This is a genomic window from Nocardioides fonticola, assembly GCF_039536805.1.
In the GTDB taxonomy this organism is placed as follows: Bacteria; Actinomycetota; Actinomycetes; order Propionibacteriales; family Nocardioidaceae; genus Nocardioides; species Nocardioides fonticola.
The window spans coordinates 13,862-29,573 of record NZ_BAAAZH010000005.1; the positions used below are offsets into that span (position 1 = coordinate 13,862).

General features: G+C 67.8%; 15 protein-coding genes, 2 tRNA genes and 1 pseudogene. 6 read left to right on the forward strand and 12 right to left on the reverse strand.

Annotated features, from left to right (window positions below; genetic code table 11):
* Nucleotides 1-11: 11 nt before the first annotated feature.
* The 5 genes from ABD671_RS02975 to ABD671_RS02995 all read right to left on the reverse strand — a co-directional run bounded on the left by ABD671_RS02975 (nucleotide 12) and on the right by ABD671_RS02995 (nucleotide 3,567).
* A tRNA-Glu gene (locus ABD671_RS02975) sits at nucleotides 12-87 on the reverse strand.
* Between the two features lie 109 nt (nucleotides 88-196).
* Nucleotides 197-268 (reverse strand) — tRNA-Gln (locus tag ABD671_RS02980).
* A gap of 55 nt (nucleotides 269-323) precedes the next feature.
* On the reverse strand, nucleotides 324-1,271 hold the full coding sequence (locus ABD671_RS02985; protein WP_344731731.1) for a CPBP family intramembrane glutamic endopeptidase: 948 nt from the start codon (nucleotides 1,269-1,271) through the stop codon (nucleotides 324-326).
* An 8-nt stretch (nucleotides 1,272-1,279) separates the two neighbouring features.
* Entirely contained in the window at nucleotides 1,280-2,722 is a 1,443-nt protein-coding gene (gltX, locus tag ABD671_RS02990) for a glutamate--tRNA ligase (RefSeq protein WP_425574874.1), read from the reverse strand.
* A gap of 35 nt (nucleotides 2,723-2,757) precedes the next feature.
* Nucleotides 2,758-3,567 (reverse strand): fumarylacetoacetate hydrolase family protein, encoded by an 810-nt coding sequence (locus ABD671_RS02995; RefSeq protein WP_344731734.1) that lies wholly within the window; start codon nucleotides 3,565-3,567, stop codon nucleotides 2,758-2,760.
* 78 nt (nucleotides 3,568-3,645) lie between these two features.
* On the opposite strand from ABD671_RS02995, the gene ABD671_RS03000 reads away from it, so the two are divergent.
* The 3 genes from ABD671_RS03000 to ABD671_RS03010 all read left to right on the forward strand — a co-directional run bounded on the left by ABD671_RS03000 (nucleotide 3,646) and on the right by ABD671_RS03010 (nucleotide 5,798).
* A complete protein-coding gene (locus ABD671_RS03000) occupies nucleotides 3,646-4,209 on the forward strand; it encodes a hypothetical protein (protein ID WP_344731735.1) in 564 nt (187 codons plus the stop codon).
* 94 nt (nucleotides 4,210-4,303) lie between these two features.
* Complete coding sequence (locus ABD671_RS03005; protein WP_344731736.1) at nucleotides 4,304-4,879, forward strand: hypothetical protein; 576 nt, start codon at nucleotides 4,304-4,306, stop codon at nucleotides 4,877-4,879.
* A gap of 31 nt (nucleotides 4,880-4,910) precedes the next feature.
* On the forward strand, nucleotides 4,911-5,798 hold the full coding sequence (locus tag ABD671_RS03010) for a 3-methyladenine DNA glycosylase (RefSeq protein ID WP_344731737.1): 888 nt from the start codon (nucleotides 4,911-4,913) through the stop codon (nucleotides 5,796-5,798).
* 3 nt (nucleotides 5,799-5,801) lie between these two features.
* On the opposite strand, the gene ABD671_RS03015 is transcribed toward ABD671_RS03010, so the two are convergent.
* On the reverse strand, nucleotides 5,802-6,512 hold the full coding sequence (locus tag ABD671_RS03015; RefSeq protein WP_344731738.1) for a hypothetical protein: 711 nt from the start codon (nucleotides 6,510-6,512) through the stop codon (nucleotides 5,802-5,804).
* 164 nt (nucleotides 6,513-6,676) lie between these two features.
* Between ABD671_RS03015 and ABD671_RS03020 the strand changes: the two genes are divergently transcribed.
* Complete coding sequence (locus ABD671_RS03020; protein WP_344731739.1) at nucleotides 6,677-7,501, forward strand: abortive infection system antitoxin AbiGi family protein; 825 nt, start codon at nucleotides 6,677-6,679, stop codon at nucleotides 7,499-7,501.
* A gap of 12 nt (nucleotides 7,502-7,513) precedes the next feature.
* On the opposite strand, the gene ABD671_RS03025 is transcribed toward ABD671_RS03020, so the two are convergent.
* The 6 genes and pseudogenes from ABD671_RS03025 to ABD671_RS22305 all read right to left on the reverse strand — a co-directional run.
* Nucleotides 7,514-8,047 carry a GIY-YIG nuclease family protein gene (locus tag ABD671_RS03025; RefSeq protein ID WP_344731740.1) on the reverse strand — a complete coding sequence of 178 codons (534 nt, stop codon included), beginning with the start codon at nucleotides 8,045-8,047 and terminating at the stop codon, nucleotides 7,514-7,516.
* Between the two features lie 189 nt (nucleotides 8,048-8,236).
* Nucleotides 8,237-9,421, reverse strand: a complete 1,185-nt coding sequence (locus ABD671_RS03030) for a Shedu immune nuclease family protein (protein WP_344731741.1) — start codon at nucleotides 9,419-9,421, stop codon at nucleotides 8,237-8,239.
* A 450-nt stretch (nucleotides 9,422-9,871) separates the two neighbouring features.
* A complete protein-coding gene (locus tag ABD671_RS03035; protein WP_344731743.1) occupies nucleotides 9,872-10,774 on the reverse strand; it encodes a XamI family restriction endonuclease in 903 nt (300 codons plus the stop codon).
* Between the two features lie 60 nt (nucleotides 10,775-10,834).
* Nucleotides 10,835-12,040, reverse strand: coding sequence for a DNA cytosine methyltransferase (locus ABD671_RS03040; RefSeq protein WP_344731744.1), 1,206 nt, complete (start codon nucleotides 12,038-12,040; stop codon nucleotides 10,835-10,837).
* Between the two features lie 145 nt (nucleotides 12,041-12,185).
* Nucleotides 12,186-12,956, reverse strand: a complete 771-nt coding sequence (locus ABD671_RS03045) for a recombinase zinc ribbon domain-containing protein (RefSeq protein WP_344731745.1) — start codon at nucleotides 12,954-12,956, stop codon at nucleotides 12,186-12,188.
* A 274-nt stretch (nucleotides 12,957-13,230) separates the two neighbouring features.
* Nucleotides 13,231-13,650, reverse strand: a pseudogene (locus ABD671_RS22305) (recombinase family protein); the annotation flags it as partial.
* 33 nt (nucleotides 13,651-13,683) lie between these two features.
* On the opposite strand from ABD671_RS22305, the gene ABD671_RS03050 reads away from it, so the two are divergent.
* On the forward strand, nucleotides 13,684-14,016 hold the full coding sequence (locus tag ABD671_RS03050; protein ID WP_344731746.1) for a hypothetical protein: 333 nt from the start codon (nucleotides 13,684-13,686) through the stop codon (nucleotides 14,014-14,016).
* Nucleotides 14,013-15,224: a formate-dependent phosphoribosylglycinamide formyltransferase gene (gene purT / locus ABD671_RS03055; RefSeq protein ID WP_344731747.1), complete on the forward strand. Its 1,212-nt coding sequence runs from the start codon at nucleotides 14,013-14,015 to the stop codon at nucleotides 15,222-15,224. Before ABD671_RS03050 ends, purT begins: the two co-directional genes overlap by 4 nt.
* Nucleotides 15,225-15,712 lie beyond the last annotated feature (488 nt).

The window sequence follows — 15,712 nt, forward strand, 5'->3', positions numbered from 1 at the left end:
CTGATGCTGGGTGGTACCCCCGACCGGATTCGAACCGGCGCTACCGCCTTGAGAGGGCGGCGTGCTAGGCCGCTACACAACGGGGGCATCCGCTCGTTCAGGCTGCTGGAGCCCTGCTGAGCGACCTGCGGAACTCTAGCCAGTGGCGGTCGTTCCGACCAAATCGCGGCCCGCTCACGAGGAGCGGAGCGATTCGCTGGGGTACTAGGACTCGAACCTAGACTAACTGAACCAGAATCAGTCGTGCTGCCAATTACACCATACCCCAAGGGGGTACCAGGCCGACCGTGCTCGCGCGCGGCGTCCCGGACCGAGAGGGAACCTTACACGCGCGTCCCGGGGCCCACCAATTCGACTCGGTCAGCGCTGGCGGCCAGGCCGCGACGCCGTGCGGCGGTCGTCGCGAGGCCGAGGAACAGCAGCGACTGGGTGAGCGTGACGGGCAGGTTCCACCACGAGCCACCGCTGGGATCCAGGGCGGTCGTCATGTCACCGAAGGCCAGCGCGGCACCGTAGGCGACGAAGTTGTTGAGCACGTGCATCGCGATGCCGGCCTCCAGTCCCCCGGTGGCGATGACCAGGACGCCGGCCACCACGCCGAAGGCGAACCGGTCGAAGAAGATCGCCGGGTCCTGGGCCCCGTGGGCGAGCGCGAACAGCAGGGCAGGCAGCAGCACCGACACCCAGCGATGGCCGAGCAGTCCGAACACCTGGGTGAGGTAGCCGCGGAACGCGTACTCCTCCCCCGCCGCCTGCACGGGCGTGAGCAGCAGGATCACCAGCAGGAAGTCGCGGGTCTGGGTGGTGAAGGAGTTGAGCTCGCCGCCGACCTGGGCCTGATCGCCCGAGGCGGGCACGAGCGAGCCGACCACGAGCGTCACGAGGAGCGTGACGGCGGCCAACCCCAGACAGGTGGCGAACCAGCGCCACCGCAGCCGCCCGACCACCGAGGCCAGCCAGCCGGGTCGCAGGCCGTGCAGCACCCGCACCAGGAACCAGGTGGCGGGGATCGCGCTCGCGAGCGCCAGGTTGAGGAAGGCCAGCCCGGCCGGCGTGACGGGGTCGGTGGACAGGATGCGGTCCATCTCGGCGGAGACGTCGCCGCCGACCAGCGCGATCCCGATCGAGAACAGCAGGGCGAGCACGAGTTGGGCGACCAGCAGCACCACCAGCACCAGCACGGCCACCCCGAGGACGCCGCGCCACGCGCCGGGCCGACCGGCGCTCAGCAGGCGGTCGTATCCGAGCGGAGCCTCGGCCGGGCCGGTCACGATGCTCCTCAGCCCACGGCGGAGCGCAGCCGGGCGAGCGAGCGGTCGCGCCCGAGCAGCTCCATCGACTCGAACAGCGGCGGGCTGATCCGGCGGCCCGTGACGGCGACGCGCACCGGCCCGAACGCGACGCGCGGCTTCAGCTCGCGACGCTCGATGAGCTCGGCGTTGAGGGCGTCCTGGATGGCCGCGGTCGACCACGACTCGAGCGGCTCGAGGGCGGCCAGCGACGCGGCGACGATCTCGCGGCCCGCGTCGTCGAGCAGCTTCTCGACGTCCGCCTCGTCGCGGGCGAAGGCGGCCTCCTCGACGAAGAGGAACCCGAGCATGTCGGGCGCCTCGGCGAGCTTGTTGATGCGCTCGGCGACCAGCGGCATGGCGAGCTCCAGCAGCTGGGCGTCGGCGTCCGAGATCGGGTCGGAGACGACGCCGGCGGCCTGGAGGAACGGCAGCACCCGGTGCTGGATCTCCTCGACCGGGAGCAGGCGCATGTGGGAGGCGTTGATGGCGTCGCACTTCTTGAGGTCGAAGCGGGCCGGGTTCGGGTTGACGTCGGCGATGTCGAAGGCCGCGACCATCTCCTCGGTGGTGAAGACGTCACGGTCGGCGGCGATCGACCAGCCCAGCAGGGCCATGTAGTTGAGCAGACCCTCGGGCAGGTAGCCCTGGTCGCGGTAGGAGAGCGCGTTGGCCTCGGGGTCGCGCTTGGAGAGCTTCTTGTTGCCCTGCCCCATGACATAGGGCAGGTGGCCGAACTGCGGGGTCTCCTCGGCGATGCCGATCTCGCGCATCGCGTCGAACAGCGCGATCTGGCGCGGGGTGGAGGAGAGCAGGTCCTCGCCGCGCAGCACGTGGGTGATGTGCATGGTGGCGTCGTCCACCGGCGCGGTGAGCGTGTAGAGCGGGTCGCCGTTCGCCCGGCACAGTGCGTAGTCGGGCACGTACTGCGTCTCGAAGGTCACCTCGCCGCGCACCAGGTCGTTCCAGGTGATCGAGCCGTCGGGCATGCGGAACCGCACGACCGACGTCCGGCCCTCGGCCTCGAAGGCGGCCCGCTGATCGGCGGAGAGCTCGCGGCAGAAGCCGTCGTAGCCGACGACCTTCGAGCCCGACTCCTTGCGGCGCGCCTCGACCTCGTCGTTGGTGCAGAAGCAGTCGTAGGTGTAGGACGACGCCGCGAGCTTCGCGAGCACGTCGCGGTAGAGCTCGGTGCGCTCGGACTGCCGGTAGGGGCCGTAGGGGCCGCCGACCTCGACGCCCTCGTCCCAGGTGAGGCCGAGCCACGAGAGCAGCTCGAGGATGCCGCGGTAGGACTCCTCGGTGGAGCGCTCCTTGTCGGTGTCCTCGATGCGCAGCACGAAGGTGCCGCCGTGGTGGCGGGCGAACGCCCAGTTGTAGAGGGCGGTGCGGACGAGGCCGACGTGCGGGCTGCCCGTCGGGGACGGGGCCATGCGGACGCGGACGGGACGGTCGGACACTGGAGGATTCACCTTGCCTTGACGTGGTTCGTGAGCGAGCCGAGACCGGCGATCGAGACCTCGACCTCGTCGCCGACCTGCATGGGGCCGACACCCTCGGGGGTGCCGGTGAGGATGACGTCGCCGGGCAGCAGGGTCATCACGCTGCTGATGTGGGCGACGAGGGTGGGGATGTCGAAGATCATGTCGGCCGTCGAGCCGTCCTGCATCAGCTCGCCGTTGAGGTAGGTCTGCACCCGCACGCCGTCGATGAAGTGCTGCGGGTCGAGGTCGGTCTCGATCCAGGGGCCGAGGGGGCAGAAGGAGTCGAAGCCCTTCGCGCGGCTCCACTGACCGTCGCTGCGCTGGAGGTCGCGGGCGGTGACGTCGTTGGCGATCGTGTAGCCGTGGATGACGTCGGTGGCCTGCTCGGGCGGCACGTCGCGGCAGATGCGGCCGATGACGACGGCCAGCTCGCCCTCGTAGTGCAGGTCGGAGGTCTGGCGCGGGTAGAGGATCGGGTCGCCCGGGCCCACGACGCTGGTGTTCGGCTTGAGGAACATCAACGGCTCGGCCGGCACGTCGTTGCCGAGCTCGGCGGCATGGGCGGCGTAGTTGCGGCCGATCGCCACGACCTTGCTCCGCGGCAGCACGGGGGCGAGCAGACGGACGTCCTCGAGGCGGTACTGCTGGTCGAGCAGCCGCACCCCCGCGTAGAGCGGGTCGCCGGCGAGGCCGACGAGGACGGCGTCCTCGGCCGGTTGGCCGTACTCGTCGAGGTCGCCGGTCAGGACGCCGTAGAGGGGGTCGTCTCCGGTGGTGAAGCGGGCGATACGCACCCGGCGAGCCTATCCAGTGCCGACCGGGCCGCCCGCATCCGCCGGACGTCGCGGCGGCCCACTCCCTACGATGCCTCCATGCTGACGCCCCGCCTCGTCATCGTCGCCGCTTGCCTGCTCCCCGCGCTGGCCGCGTGCAGTTCGGACGACGACGGCGACCCCGCCTCCGCGAAGGTCGGTGGCGACCTCGACTGCACGACCGCGTTGACGGCCACCTACCCCGACGGCACCACCGTCGACCTCGACGGCGGGACCGCCGCCGTCCGGCTCGGCGATGGCAGCGGGTACACCGTCTACGCCGGCGACTACGAGCTGCCGACCGCCGGTATCGGCACCGCGACGCTGCGGCCCCCGGCGGGCGACCACCTCGCCTCGATCTTCATCGCGCCGGTCAACCAGGGGCAGGCCGTGCCCATCGACCCGGGCACCGAGGTGAAGGCCGGCAACCCGGAGGGGTCGCTGGCACTGGGCGTGATCCTCTACAGCGGGAAGACCGGCACCGGCACGGCGACCGGGGTCAGCGGCACCGCCACGTTCGAGGGGGTCGACGCCGAGCGTCTGTGCCTGAGCATCGACTACCGCGACGATGCGACCTCGCTGACCGGCACCGTCGCCGCCGACGTCTACGACAGCCCGTTCTGACGACGGCTGTCGCTCCGATCAGCGACGCGTGCACTGTCCAGACCAGGGTCGCAATGCCCTGGTCCGCACGGCGGCCCGCTCCTACGGTCCGGCCATGACGATCCGATGGCTCACCCTGGTCCCGCTGCTCTGCGTGTCCCTGGCGTCGTGTGGCAGTGACGACGAGGGGGCCGGAGCGGCCGACGCCGAGGCCACCTCCGCCAGCGAGGCCGGGCCCGCATGCACCACTGCGCTGACCGCGACCTATCCGGACGGCACGAGCGTCGAGTTGAACACCACGACGGCGGCCGTCGAGCTCGGCGATGGGACCGGCTACACGCTCTACGCCACCGACTACGACCTCTCCACCACCGACATCGGCACGGCCACCGTGCGACCGGGTGCGGGCCAACATCTCGCTTCGGTCTTCATCGCTCCCGTGAGCCAGGACGGCGCGACGGCGATCGAGTCAGGCGCGAACGTCCCGGCGGGTCAGCCGACCGGCGACCTCTCCCTCGGCGTCATCCTCTACAGCGGCGAGGACGACTTCGGCGTCGCCTCCGCCCCCGCCGGGTCGGTGACCTTCGACGAGATCGGTGAGAGCGGTATGTGCGCGAGCATCGACTACACCGACGACGAGAAGTCGCTCCAGGGCACCTTCGCCGCGGAGATCTTCGACAGCCCGTTCTGATCCCGGGCGCCCCGCGATCTACCCTCGTGGCGTGGAGGAGCTGACGCGCGCGGAGTGGAGCGCACGCGCCGCCGCGCACCGCGAACGGCTCGCGCCGTACGTCGAACCGCACCTGGCACGGCGTCACGCCCGCGTACGGCATCCGGTGCACGACTTCCTCTTCACCTACTACTCCCAGCGCCCCGCGCAGCTGCTCCAGTGGCATCCGGGGTACGGCGTCCGGCTGCTCGAGGCGCCCGAGTACGGCGGTCTGAAGGGGTACGCCGACGGCGCCGTCACGCGCGCGCACCTGGTCGCGCAGCAGACGCTCGTGCGCACGCTGCATCGGCTGCTGGCCGCCACCGCGGCCAGGCCCGCGCACTTCGGCTGCTTCGGACTGCACGAGTGGGCGATGGTGCACCGCGCCGACGAGACCCGTCACCCGGTGCCGCTGCGGCTGGGAGCCGCGGGCACCGACGAGGTCGTCGAGGGGCACCGCATCGCGTGCTCGCACTTCGACGCGTTCCGGTTCTTCACGCCGTCCGCGCGACCGCTCAACACCCTCCAGCCCGGCCGCGACGACCGGCCCGACTTCGAGCAGCCGGCCTGCCTGCACGCCGGCATGGACCTCTACAAGCACGCGTTCCGGCTCAGCCCGCTCCTCCCCTCCGACCTCGTGGCCGACGCCTTCGAGCTCGCCTGGGACATCCGCATCCTCGACATGCGTGCGGCGCCGTACGACATGACCGGCTGGACCCTCGACCCCACCGGCGAGCCCTGGACGCCGGTGCCGATCGAGACCGCCGAGGGCAAGCGCGAGTACGCCGAGATGCAGCGTCAGTTCGCCGAGCGGAGTACGCCGATCAGGCAGATGCTCATAGAGGAGTGCGACCGGCTTTTGCGAGTCGCCACTCCGACCAAGAGCTTGGATCATCCGTGAGGCTCAAGTCGTGAAAAACCGCTGCCTGCGGATCAGTTCGTTCACTGCCGCGATGTCTTCTCCGTGAAGCGTAGGGAACTGGTCGTACAGCCATCGGTACAACTCCTCGATGACACCCCCATACTCTTCGATAACGTCCACGACAGAGAGTTTCGAGGGTTTCGAGTTGAGGTACCTGCGCGCTGCCTTCGGCCAGTCCTTCCACTGGAGTGCCCGATCGCGATCCAAAAAGATGGTGACGTTCTCTTCGCCGTTCGTGACGCTGAACTGGATGCCTACGCCCGGCACTCCGACGTGAAGAACGTAGTTCCGAAGTTTCGAAACAAAGGAGACAACGTCGTTGCTTGTCGCGGCGAGGCGCCGAGCCTCGAACTCGGCGTAGGTCGACGTTCCCTCGTACTTCCGCATCAGGTTGCGCGTGTGGTCGATGAGAGTACCCACGCTCGCGACGTAGTTGTGAAGTCTGCGGATCAGCTCTCGGAACATGTCTCGCCTTGGCTCATCCGAACCCACGTTCCCGGCAAGCCTGGCGGCGTTTCTGACATCTGCTTCAACCGCCCTGACGAAGACGAGCAACTCGTCTTGGTTCCTTGTCATCACGACATGGATGTCCAGGAGGGAGTCCCAGGAGCGTCGAGCCAGCATGCCAGGATGGCTTTGGATTTCGTCATATAGCGCGGAGAAGTCCAAAGGCTCGGACGTCCCATCAGTCATGTCCCCATCCTCCGCCGACGTCCTCCGAGAACCCGGGCGACTCGCCGCCTCCACGCCCAACCTGACGGGCGGCTGGCATGGGCAATCGCCCAGCAGCGGGCAGCCCCTGTTGCAGGACTGAAAGCCCCCTCCGGGTGTAAAGCTGCAGCACACACGGTATCTACGTGATATCGCTTGGTCGTCATTCGTATGAGTTCAAGACCGAGGCGACAGGGGAAAGCGTGCCGGACGAGATCGAAGACCTGCTACATCGTCGCACCGACCTGAGCACCTTTTTGGTTCACTTGACGCGCGACACCAAGAAACACGGCGCACGCGACAACCTTTTGAGCCTTCTCGAAGACCGCACGATCCGAGCGCGAAGCGCGCTCGGGATGGCTGCCGACCTCGATGATTACCTCCGTGATACGCGAGCCACCCAACGGGTCGTGTGCTTCTCGGAAACCCCTCTAGAGCACTCGTGGATGATGGTCCGAGACATAAGGGGGCGCACCCAAAAGTTCAAGCCTTACGGCCTGGTGTTCAGTAAGTCCTACGCGCGCCGGGTCGGATGCAACCCCGTGTGGTACCTCGATATTACGGTCGGACACGACTGGCTCACGGTGCCAGTTAACAAGCTTGTCGCTGAGGCAAAGAAGGTCAGCCGCAGTCGTATTGGGCGACTGAAAGGGGACCTTCTCGCCGAAGAGCACATCTTCCGGCTCACACCATTCATCGAGCAGATGGGTAACCCATCAGGCACGCGCAAGGAGTTCTGGTGGGAGCGCGAGTGGCGGCATGTAGGTGACTTTGCCTTCAGGCCACGCAAGGTCGTCGCCGTACTCGCTCCGGAGGCCGAGCATGAGGACCTCGCAGACGAGATCGAGGCGATCGATCATGACTGGGAGAAGCGACGAGTGCCGCTGCTAGACCCGGGGTGGGGCCTGGAGCGCATGATTTCCGCTTTGGCTCACATCGACCCTGACGACGCCGGCCCTTGGCCAGCATGACCCTTCGACTCTTCAGAACAGGCCAGTCGCCAAAGTTCGTGTCCCTACTGCTGTAGCAGCGACCGTCGCACCGAAGCAGTTCAGAGCGCACGGCGGTTCCACGGGGGGCCGGAGGGCCCGATAGACATCGCGCTCGACCACCTTCGGTTCGTCAGTTTCATAGAGCCGGAGCGCAAGCAGGTTGCCCGCTGACAGTTCTCTACCGATGAGATTGTTGATGCGGCAGTTGGTGCTCTGCCCACCTCGGTAGCAGTTGCGCGGGTCGATTACGGCGTAGTTCCTGCGTCCCCACCGCCCCGCCAGGTTCCGCGTCTCGCCGACGTAGAGCACATCGCCGTCGCGGGTCACCCGATAAGTGCCAGGAACCGGCGGCAGCTGCGCATGAAGCTCGAGCCGGACAAACGGCCCGAGTCCGTAAGGGTTCAGGGGCAGTCCGTTGGGGTTCGCGAACCTCTCGTGCGCGGTATAGGTAGCGACGGCGCCGGCATCGTCGCGAAGGGCGTCGATGCCGGCAGCTTCAACGAAGTCGTACCTGGCGAGTCTCACGGGCTCCATGCTGGCGCGCACCGACAGCGACGGAAAGCCCTCAGGTAAACAGTCTTGACGAACTCGTACGCAGCGCCCACCGATCCGCCGTGGCGCTGGGGTACGACCCCTTGGCGAAAGAGGCGGGACCGCAGGGTTGATAGCAGCAAAGATCCTGCGCAGGTTTCCAAGTCGCCGAGAGGAGACGGACTAGAACGGCGCGTCGTCCGGCCAGTACGGCGGGTCCGGAGGTCCCCACGGCTCTGAGTCCGGACCGGCGCCATCATCCCCATCCTCGTCGCCCTCATCACCATCGGCAGAGAATGTGAGCGCCCGTTCCGCGCTTTCGATGACGTCGGCGTAATGCCGAAGCTGGATCCGTGCGTGATGGCTGTTGAAGACGCGGATGGTTTCGTCGATCTCCTCGCGGGAGTAGCCGTCAACGAAGCTCGGGTGCCCGATCAGGACCGTAGCCGAGGCCCGCCGTACGTCGATCTTGAAGCGGTTCAATATCGTGTCCCGCGACTCGTCGAGATGTGTCAGATAGCCCATCACCTGGCCCACGGCTCGGTTCGCATCGACCCCGACCACCAGAGGGACACTCTCCGCGAGGTCCTCGACTCCCACCGTGCGGTCCTTAGCGCCGCGGTACTGCTCGACGAGTTTCGGGATGTTTGCGCCCTTCAACTCCACGATGTGCAGCGTTCCATCGGGGCGAAGCAGGGGGACATCGAGGACGTCACCGGACGTCAGGGACTTGCGGCGCGCTTCGCCGACATAGTCGCCACCGAACATCCAAGTCATGGTCTTGATAAGGGGGTGAATGTCGTCGCGCTCTGAACTTGATGGGTCTTCAACAACCTTCTGGAGGTTCGCCAGCTGTTGCCTGCGCCGTTCGAGCTCGACGGCCTCCGCAACCAGTACGCCCTTCGGCGAGGAGGCCAGCGCGGTTACCAAGTCCGGCTCTGAGCCCGCGATCTCCATCAGCGTTACCGCCTCGGCGGCGCCGAGGGGTCCGCGAGCCAACTGATCGAGAAGAGCGGCCGACTCGCTGCCCACCGGAACGATCTTGAACTTTCCGGCATCGGTGAACTCGCCGTTAAGAAGCATGCGAATGGCCTCGACCTCCTCCGGTCCTTCGCAGTGCCAGTGATAGTCCGTCTTGTCGAAGTCGTAGCCGCCGCCCTCGCTTGCAGACTTTGCACGCCACGTCTGCGCGCGAAACTCATGCCCTTTGATCTCGCCGGTTGCAGCATCACCGAAGGTGAGGAGACTGACTGTCTTCCAAGCGGTCGGCCCTGGGTGGACCGTGACCGAGTGGACCTGCATGATCCCGCGCTGGGACTCGTAATGCTGTGTGACCTTAACCAAGAGTTCCTTCTCGACTCTGGCCACTTGCTCAGGAGTTAAGCGCGGCAACTTCACATCTTTCTGACCGGGGCAGCGACAGCCCCTACGCTATTCGCAAGTCACCCACCTTTGTGGCATGACGGCCGACAAGCTCACCGCCGGTCGCCGGTCCGAAGAGGCTAGGCCGCGGCCGACGCCCAGCCAAGCCGTCCCGTGTCGTTCTCCGGTGATCTCTGTAATGTCGCGGGTTACCCCCCCGTAGGAGGGAGCACGGTCTCTTCCCGCGTATCCATTCCCGACGCCTCGCTGGGTCGGGCTCGCGGTCGAGCCTGGGTCGACAGGAGCCGATGCGCGCATCAGTGCACCGCGGTAGGGGTTGTCCCGTCTGCTCTCTCAGGACGCGTGTCCGTGCTCCTCTTGGCGAGCATCGATGCGCGGGTCCCAGGCGTCGAAGCCCATGACGCAGCGAGCATGAGACCAGCGTACGTCTGACTTCTACGTGGTGGAGGCGACGAACTCCGAAAGGGATGTCAGGTCGTGCTCCCAAAACAGGGCAACTCCCGCCTGCTGAGCAGTGCGAAGGCTCGAAACATCGAAGACCCCCGATAGCACAAGCCCAGTGAGCACCTGCACGCCGAAGTGCTGTCTCCAGGTCTCAGCCTTGCCGACAACCTCGCGGTTTACGCGCTTCCAGCCGTTCTTCGGACCGTTGGAAACCTTGCACTCGACGGCGAGGAGGCGACCATCGGCAAGTCTGGCTGGAACGTCGCACTTGGCACCAGCGATACGTCGCTCCTTCGAGTACGTACCGCGAGCCATGTCGTCTAGGAACATGATCTGCGACCGCGACGGGTCGAGTTGCAAGCCAGCTTCCGCGAGCACAGCGCTCGTGGCAGCCTCTTGCCGCGAGGACGCCTCGCCTCGGCGCTCGGTGCCCAACTGCTGCGCAGTCCAGAGCACAGTTGTCGCGAGGATCGCGGCGTCGCGCTCGCCTTCGGTCGGCCCTCGCCCGGCCTCGACCCAACCGAAGCGGACGGGATCGACAACGACCCGCAGAGCGTCGGCGGTCGCCTCCGCGAGCGCGGGTGGAACGCGCTTGAACTTCGAGCCGCCGACTAGGGTCCACAGGTCTTCTTGACTGATCGGAGGCCCACACACATAGCGGCACGCTTGCCACGCGTCCGGGTCAGCGAGGAAGAAGTCACCGGTCAGGTTGCGGAGATCGTCCGTCGCCTCGAACACCTCGACCACACGCGGGCGTAGGTGCTCGTAGAGCCGCTGGAATGACCTTGGTCCCTCTTCCTTGCGCTGCTGGGTGAACAACGCCTCCATGCGGGCCTTCGCCTCGCTGAGCTCGTCATCGGTCCAGCGACTGGGCGTCGGGAGGGCAGCAGGCACGCCCGGCAGTCTGCCGTCGACACATCGAGGTCGCTTGGACTTCCGCGTTGTGTCGAGCCGTCAGACGAGGTTTGCTCGCACCCTCGACCGGAGGTGGCCGTTCACGCGGTGCTCCATCGACGTGTATCGCACGCGCTTCACGAGTTCAGCGGGCCACTCGGCGGACACTGGCGGCACGTCAGGCAGTCCCGAGAGCAGCGAGTCGAGCAGTACCCGGCCGACGGCCTCGGCCATGTCCACCTGCACAGCGTTGCCGATCTGACGGAAGCGCGAGGCGTTGGTTCCAGCGAACTGCCAGTCGTCCGGGAAGCCCTGCAGCGCGGCGCACTCGCGCCACGTGAGCCGTCGCAGATCGGGTTCGCCGGGAAGCCTCAGCCAGTCGGGCGTCGAAGCGGCTCGGATCGTGCGCGAGGGCAGCGACGGGTCAGCCAAGAACGAGTCCTGCCGGTATCCCCACTGTCCGCTCGGTCGGTTCGCCATGACCTTGCCGCCGGTCCGCAGGCCCTTTCCGGGCGTCAAAGCACGCAACTCATCGGCCCGGGTGCCGCTCGGTCGCACCACGTCAGCCGGATCGGGCTTGGGCAGCCTGTCCAGCGTCTCCCCGAGAGTGACCCACGGCTTCAGGCCCTCTGCCCCGTCCTTGTGATGCGTCGGCGCGGGGAGCTCTGGCAGCGTGTGGTCACGAGTTGCGATCAGGATGAGGCGCACGCGTCGCTGCGCAGCGCCATAGTCGGCGGCGTTTAGCGTGGCAAAGCGGCTCGCATAGCCGAGGTCGGCCAGGTCGGAGCGGATGCTCTCCAACACTTCTCCGTGCCAGCCGTGCTCACCAACGGCTGTCACCAGCCCTCGGACGTTCTCGAACAAAACGAATCTCGGCTGGAACTCTCCGATCAGGCGCAGGTAGTCAGCGATCAACTGCCCTCGCGGGTCGCTCAGCCCCTTTTGATGACCAGCCGACGACCAAGGCTGACAGGGAGGTCCGCCCACGAGGAGGTCGGGTCGCCAGTCGGCCGGCTTGCCCCCCGGCGTTAGGTCAGCAGCCGACAACTCCTTGACGTCGGCCTCGACGAGCATCGTCTCGGACATGTGGACCCCGGCCTGTCCACGAATGGCGATGGCCGCGTCCTTGCTCTGTCGCAAGGTGTCCATCGCGTACTTATCGTGATCCGTCGCGGTGACGACAGTCCAGCCGGCTTGCTCCAGGCCGACGTCCAGACCGCCGGCCCCGCTGAATAGACTGACGACCTCACCTTGCTGCTGCATCATCCCGAGACCTCCTCGATGCTCCGACTTGATCCGCTGAGCGAACCAGTGAGCACCGACAGAGCTGGCATGACTCGATCTTGCCCGACCACGCGGCGGCCCGCGGGCAGACACGCCCCAGTTCCAATGACTGGCCCGGCGGTGCCCATCACGCCCCCATCTCGTTGAACTCGATCACTAGGTGCTCGCCGTAGCGACGGTCGTTTCGACCCTTGCCGGGGCCGGTCATGGTGATGCTCTTGCAAACCCGCATCACGACAGGGGTAAACCTCTCCACGTCCACGTTGCCGTCGCCGTCCTCGGACCAGGCCCACAGGGCCTCCGTGTCCCAGAACCACGGCCCGTCGCCTCTGCTGATGTGAGCGGTGAGTTGGTCGATGATCTTGGCTATCTCGGCGTCGGCAGCGGCGAGGCCGGTTCGTAGCTGCTCGCGCGTCAGGATGCCGAGCGAGCGGTCCTCGACCAGCTCTTCCTTGATCGACTCCAGCGCCTTCACGCGAAGCTTCAGGCCCTCGACGTCGATCGACTCTTCTGCGGTCTGCGGAAGCATCTCCTGCCACTGCTCGACGCGCTCGATGACCTCTCGCGTCACGACTGAGTCCGCCCACTCGGCGGGAAGGGTCAGACCGTGGCACCCGCCGCACTGGTACACCTTGTAGGCCCGCGCCCCCTCCGAGTTGCGCCGCCATGCCGCTCGCACCGTGTGGTCACACTTCGAGCATTTCGCTAGGCCGGTCAGCAGGTTCGTCCTCTTCCCGAAGCCTCCGGAGTTCTCGCCGTTGAGGCGTCGAGCAGGGTTGGTGAGGATGCGGACGACGGCCCGAAACACTTCCTCCTTCACGATCGGCTCCCACGCGGCGGGACCACTCTCCTCGCCGTTGTAGACGTAGATGCCGGCGTTCCTCGCGTTCAGAAGCACGGGACAGGCTCGACGCCTCCCAAGGCCTTCCGACCGGCTCACGGCCCTCTTCCTCGGCCTTCTTCGCGTCCAGATCGAGGGAGCGTTGCGTCACGATGCCGCAGGACTCTAAGTGGCGGACTCCCGCCGCAAGCGTGCCTCCCTTCAACAGATCGGCGTAGACCTGCCGGAGAGCCGGGGCCTCGACTTCGTGGTGAGTGCCGTCAAGGTTGAAGCCGAGCGGTCGGGTTGGCCACCACGGGCGACCAGTTGCCGTGAGTCCCCCAGCGTCCACACGTTGCCGGTGTGCGGCCTTCTGGCGGATCGCCTTCTGCTCGCCCTCGCAGGTGCTCCAAGCAGTCACTGTGCGAGCCACGGCGCGACCGGCAGGGTTGCTCAGATCGAACCAGCCGGCCTCCTTCGAGAACACGTCCACGCCGAGCGCGATGACGCGCTCCAGGTCGCCCGAGACTCGCAGAAGGCGATCCAGGTGCCAGCAAAGGATCGCCGCAGGCTTACTCGCCAACAGTCGCTCGAACTCAGGCCGTTCGACGCCGGTCGTCGCGCTCAGGTCGTTGTCGATGTATACCTCATGTACGGTCCACCCGCGAGCGTCGGCGTACTCCCGGCACTCCCTCTCCTGCCGTTCGACGCCGAGCTCGTTGCCGTGCAGGTCGTAGGAGAGACGCACGTAGATGCAGACCTCCACAGGCACTCCCTTCCTGAAGTGACTGCAACCCTATCGTTCATGGACCTCTACAAGCACGCGTTCCGGCTCAGTCCGCTCCTCCCCTCCGACCTCGTGGCCGACGCCTTCGAGCTCGCCTGGGACATCCGCATCCTCGACATGCGTGCGGCGCCATACGACATGACCGGCTGGACCCTCGACCCCACCGGCGAGCCCTGGACGCCGGTGCCGATCGAGACCGCCGAGGGCAAGGCCGCCTACGCGGCAGCCCAACGGGGCTTCGCCGAGCGGGGCGAGCCGATCCGACGGCGGCTGATCGAGGCGTGCGAGCGCCTGCTGATGCTCCTCGAGGTACCCGACGCCGACCGGGCACCTGCCAGACTCCTCCCGTGATCGGCACCCCGCTCTCCGCGTCCGCGACCACCGCCCTGCTCCTCGGCTCGGGAGAACTCGGGAAGGAGGTCGTCATCGAGCTCCAGCGGCTCGGCGTGGAGACGGTCGCCGTCGACCGCTACGCCGACGCCCCGGCGATGCAGGTCGCGCACCGCAGCCACGTCATCGACATGCAGGACGCCGACGCGTTGCGCGCCGTCCTGCGGGCCGAGCGGCCCGACATCGTCGTCCCGGAGATCGAGGCGATCGCCACCGCGGTGCTCGCCGAGCTCGAGGCCGCCCAGGAGTGGCCGCTGCGGGTCGCGCCTGCCGCGCGGGCCACGGTGCTGACGATGAACCGCGAGGGCATCCGGCGCCTCGCCGCCGAGGAACTCGGGCTGCCGACCTCGCCCTACGCCTTCGTCGACACCCTCGAGGAGCTGCGCGAGGCCGCCGACCGGCTCGGCTGGCCGGTCGTGGTGAAGCCGGTGATGTCGAGCAGCGGCAAGGGCCAGTCGCTCGTGCGCACCGCCGCCGACGTCGACGCCGCCTGGGAGTTCGCCCAGACCGGCGGCCGCGGCAGCCAGTCCAGCCGCTGCATCGTCGAGGGCTTCGTCGCCTTCGACACCGAGATCACCCTGCTCACCGTGCGCCACACCGGCGGCACCACGTTCCTCGACCCCGTCTTCCACCGCCAGGTCGACGGCGACTACGCGGAGTCCTGGCAGGAGGCGCCCGAGGAGCGCAGCCTCAGCGCCGCGCAGCTGGAGGAGGCCCAGCACATCGCGAAGCAGGTCACCGATGCGCTCGGCGGCTACGGGCTCTTCGGCGTCGAGCTGTTCGTCACCGCCACCGGCGTCGTGTTCTCCGAGGTCTCCCCGCGCCCCCACGACACCGGCCTCGTCACGCTCGTCGGCCAGGACGTCAGCCAGTTCGCCCTCCACGCCCGCGCCGTCCTCGGACTCCCGGTCGCCGCCACCCGCTGGCCCGGCGCCGCCGCCTCCTGGCCGGTGAAGGTCGAGGGCCGCGGCGTCCCCGCCTTCGACGGCCTCGAGGAGGCCTACGCCGTCGACCCCAGCATCCAGATCCGCCTCTTCGGCAAGCCGCGCGTCGAGGGCGAGCGCCGCGTCGCCGTCACCCTCGCCCGCGGGACGACGACCGCCGAGGCGCGCGAGCGCGCCCGCGCCGCTGCCGAGGCGCTGCAGGTGCGGTTGGACCCCGAGAGCTGACGCCGCCCGTCGGTACCGCCGCGCGCTCGGGTGCGAGGGTCTCGCGGCTCGCTTGCGCTCGCACCTCGACCACCGGAACGGCTCGCTCCGGTGGTCGAGGTGCGAGGCGCCCCGGCGCCGAGCCGCGAGACCCGGTGAGCAGGACGCCCGCCGGTACCGGCGTGCTGTGCAGGTGCGGGCACGTCGAGGCTCGCTTCGCTCGCACCTCAGTGACCGGGGGCAGGCGGTGGTTGAGGTGCCCGAGCCCCTGGGCGAGGGCCTCGAAACCCCCGCACATGCCCGGCGTCCGGTACCGGCGTGCTTGCGGTGCGGGCACTTCGAGGCTCGCTTCGCTCGCACCTCAGTGACCGGGGCGGGCTCGCGTGCGCCGCACCTCAGTGACCGGGGGCAGGCGGTGGTTGAGGTGCCCGAGCCCCCGGGCGAGGGCCTCGAAACCCCCGCACGTCCACGGCGTCCGGCACCGGCGTGCTGTGCAGGTGCGGGCACTT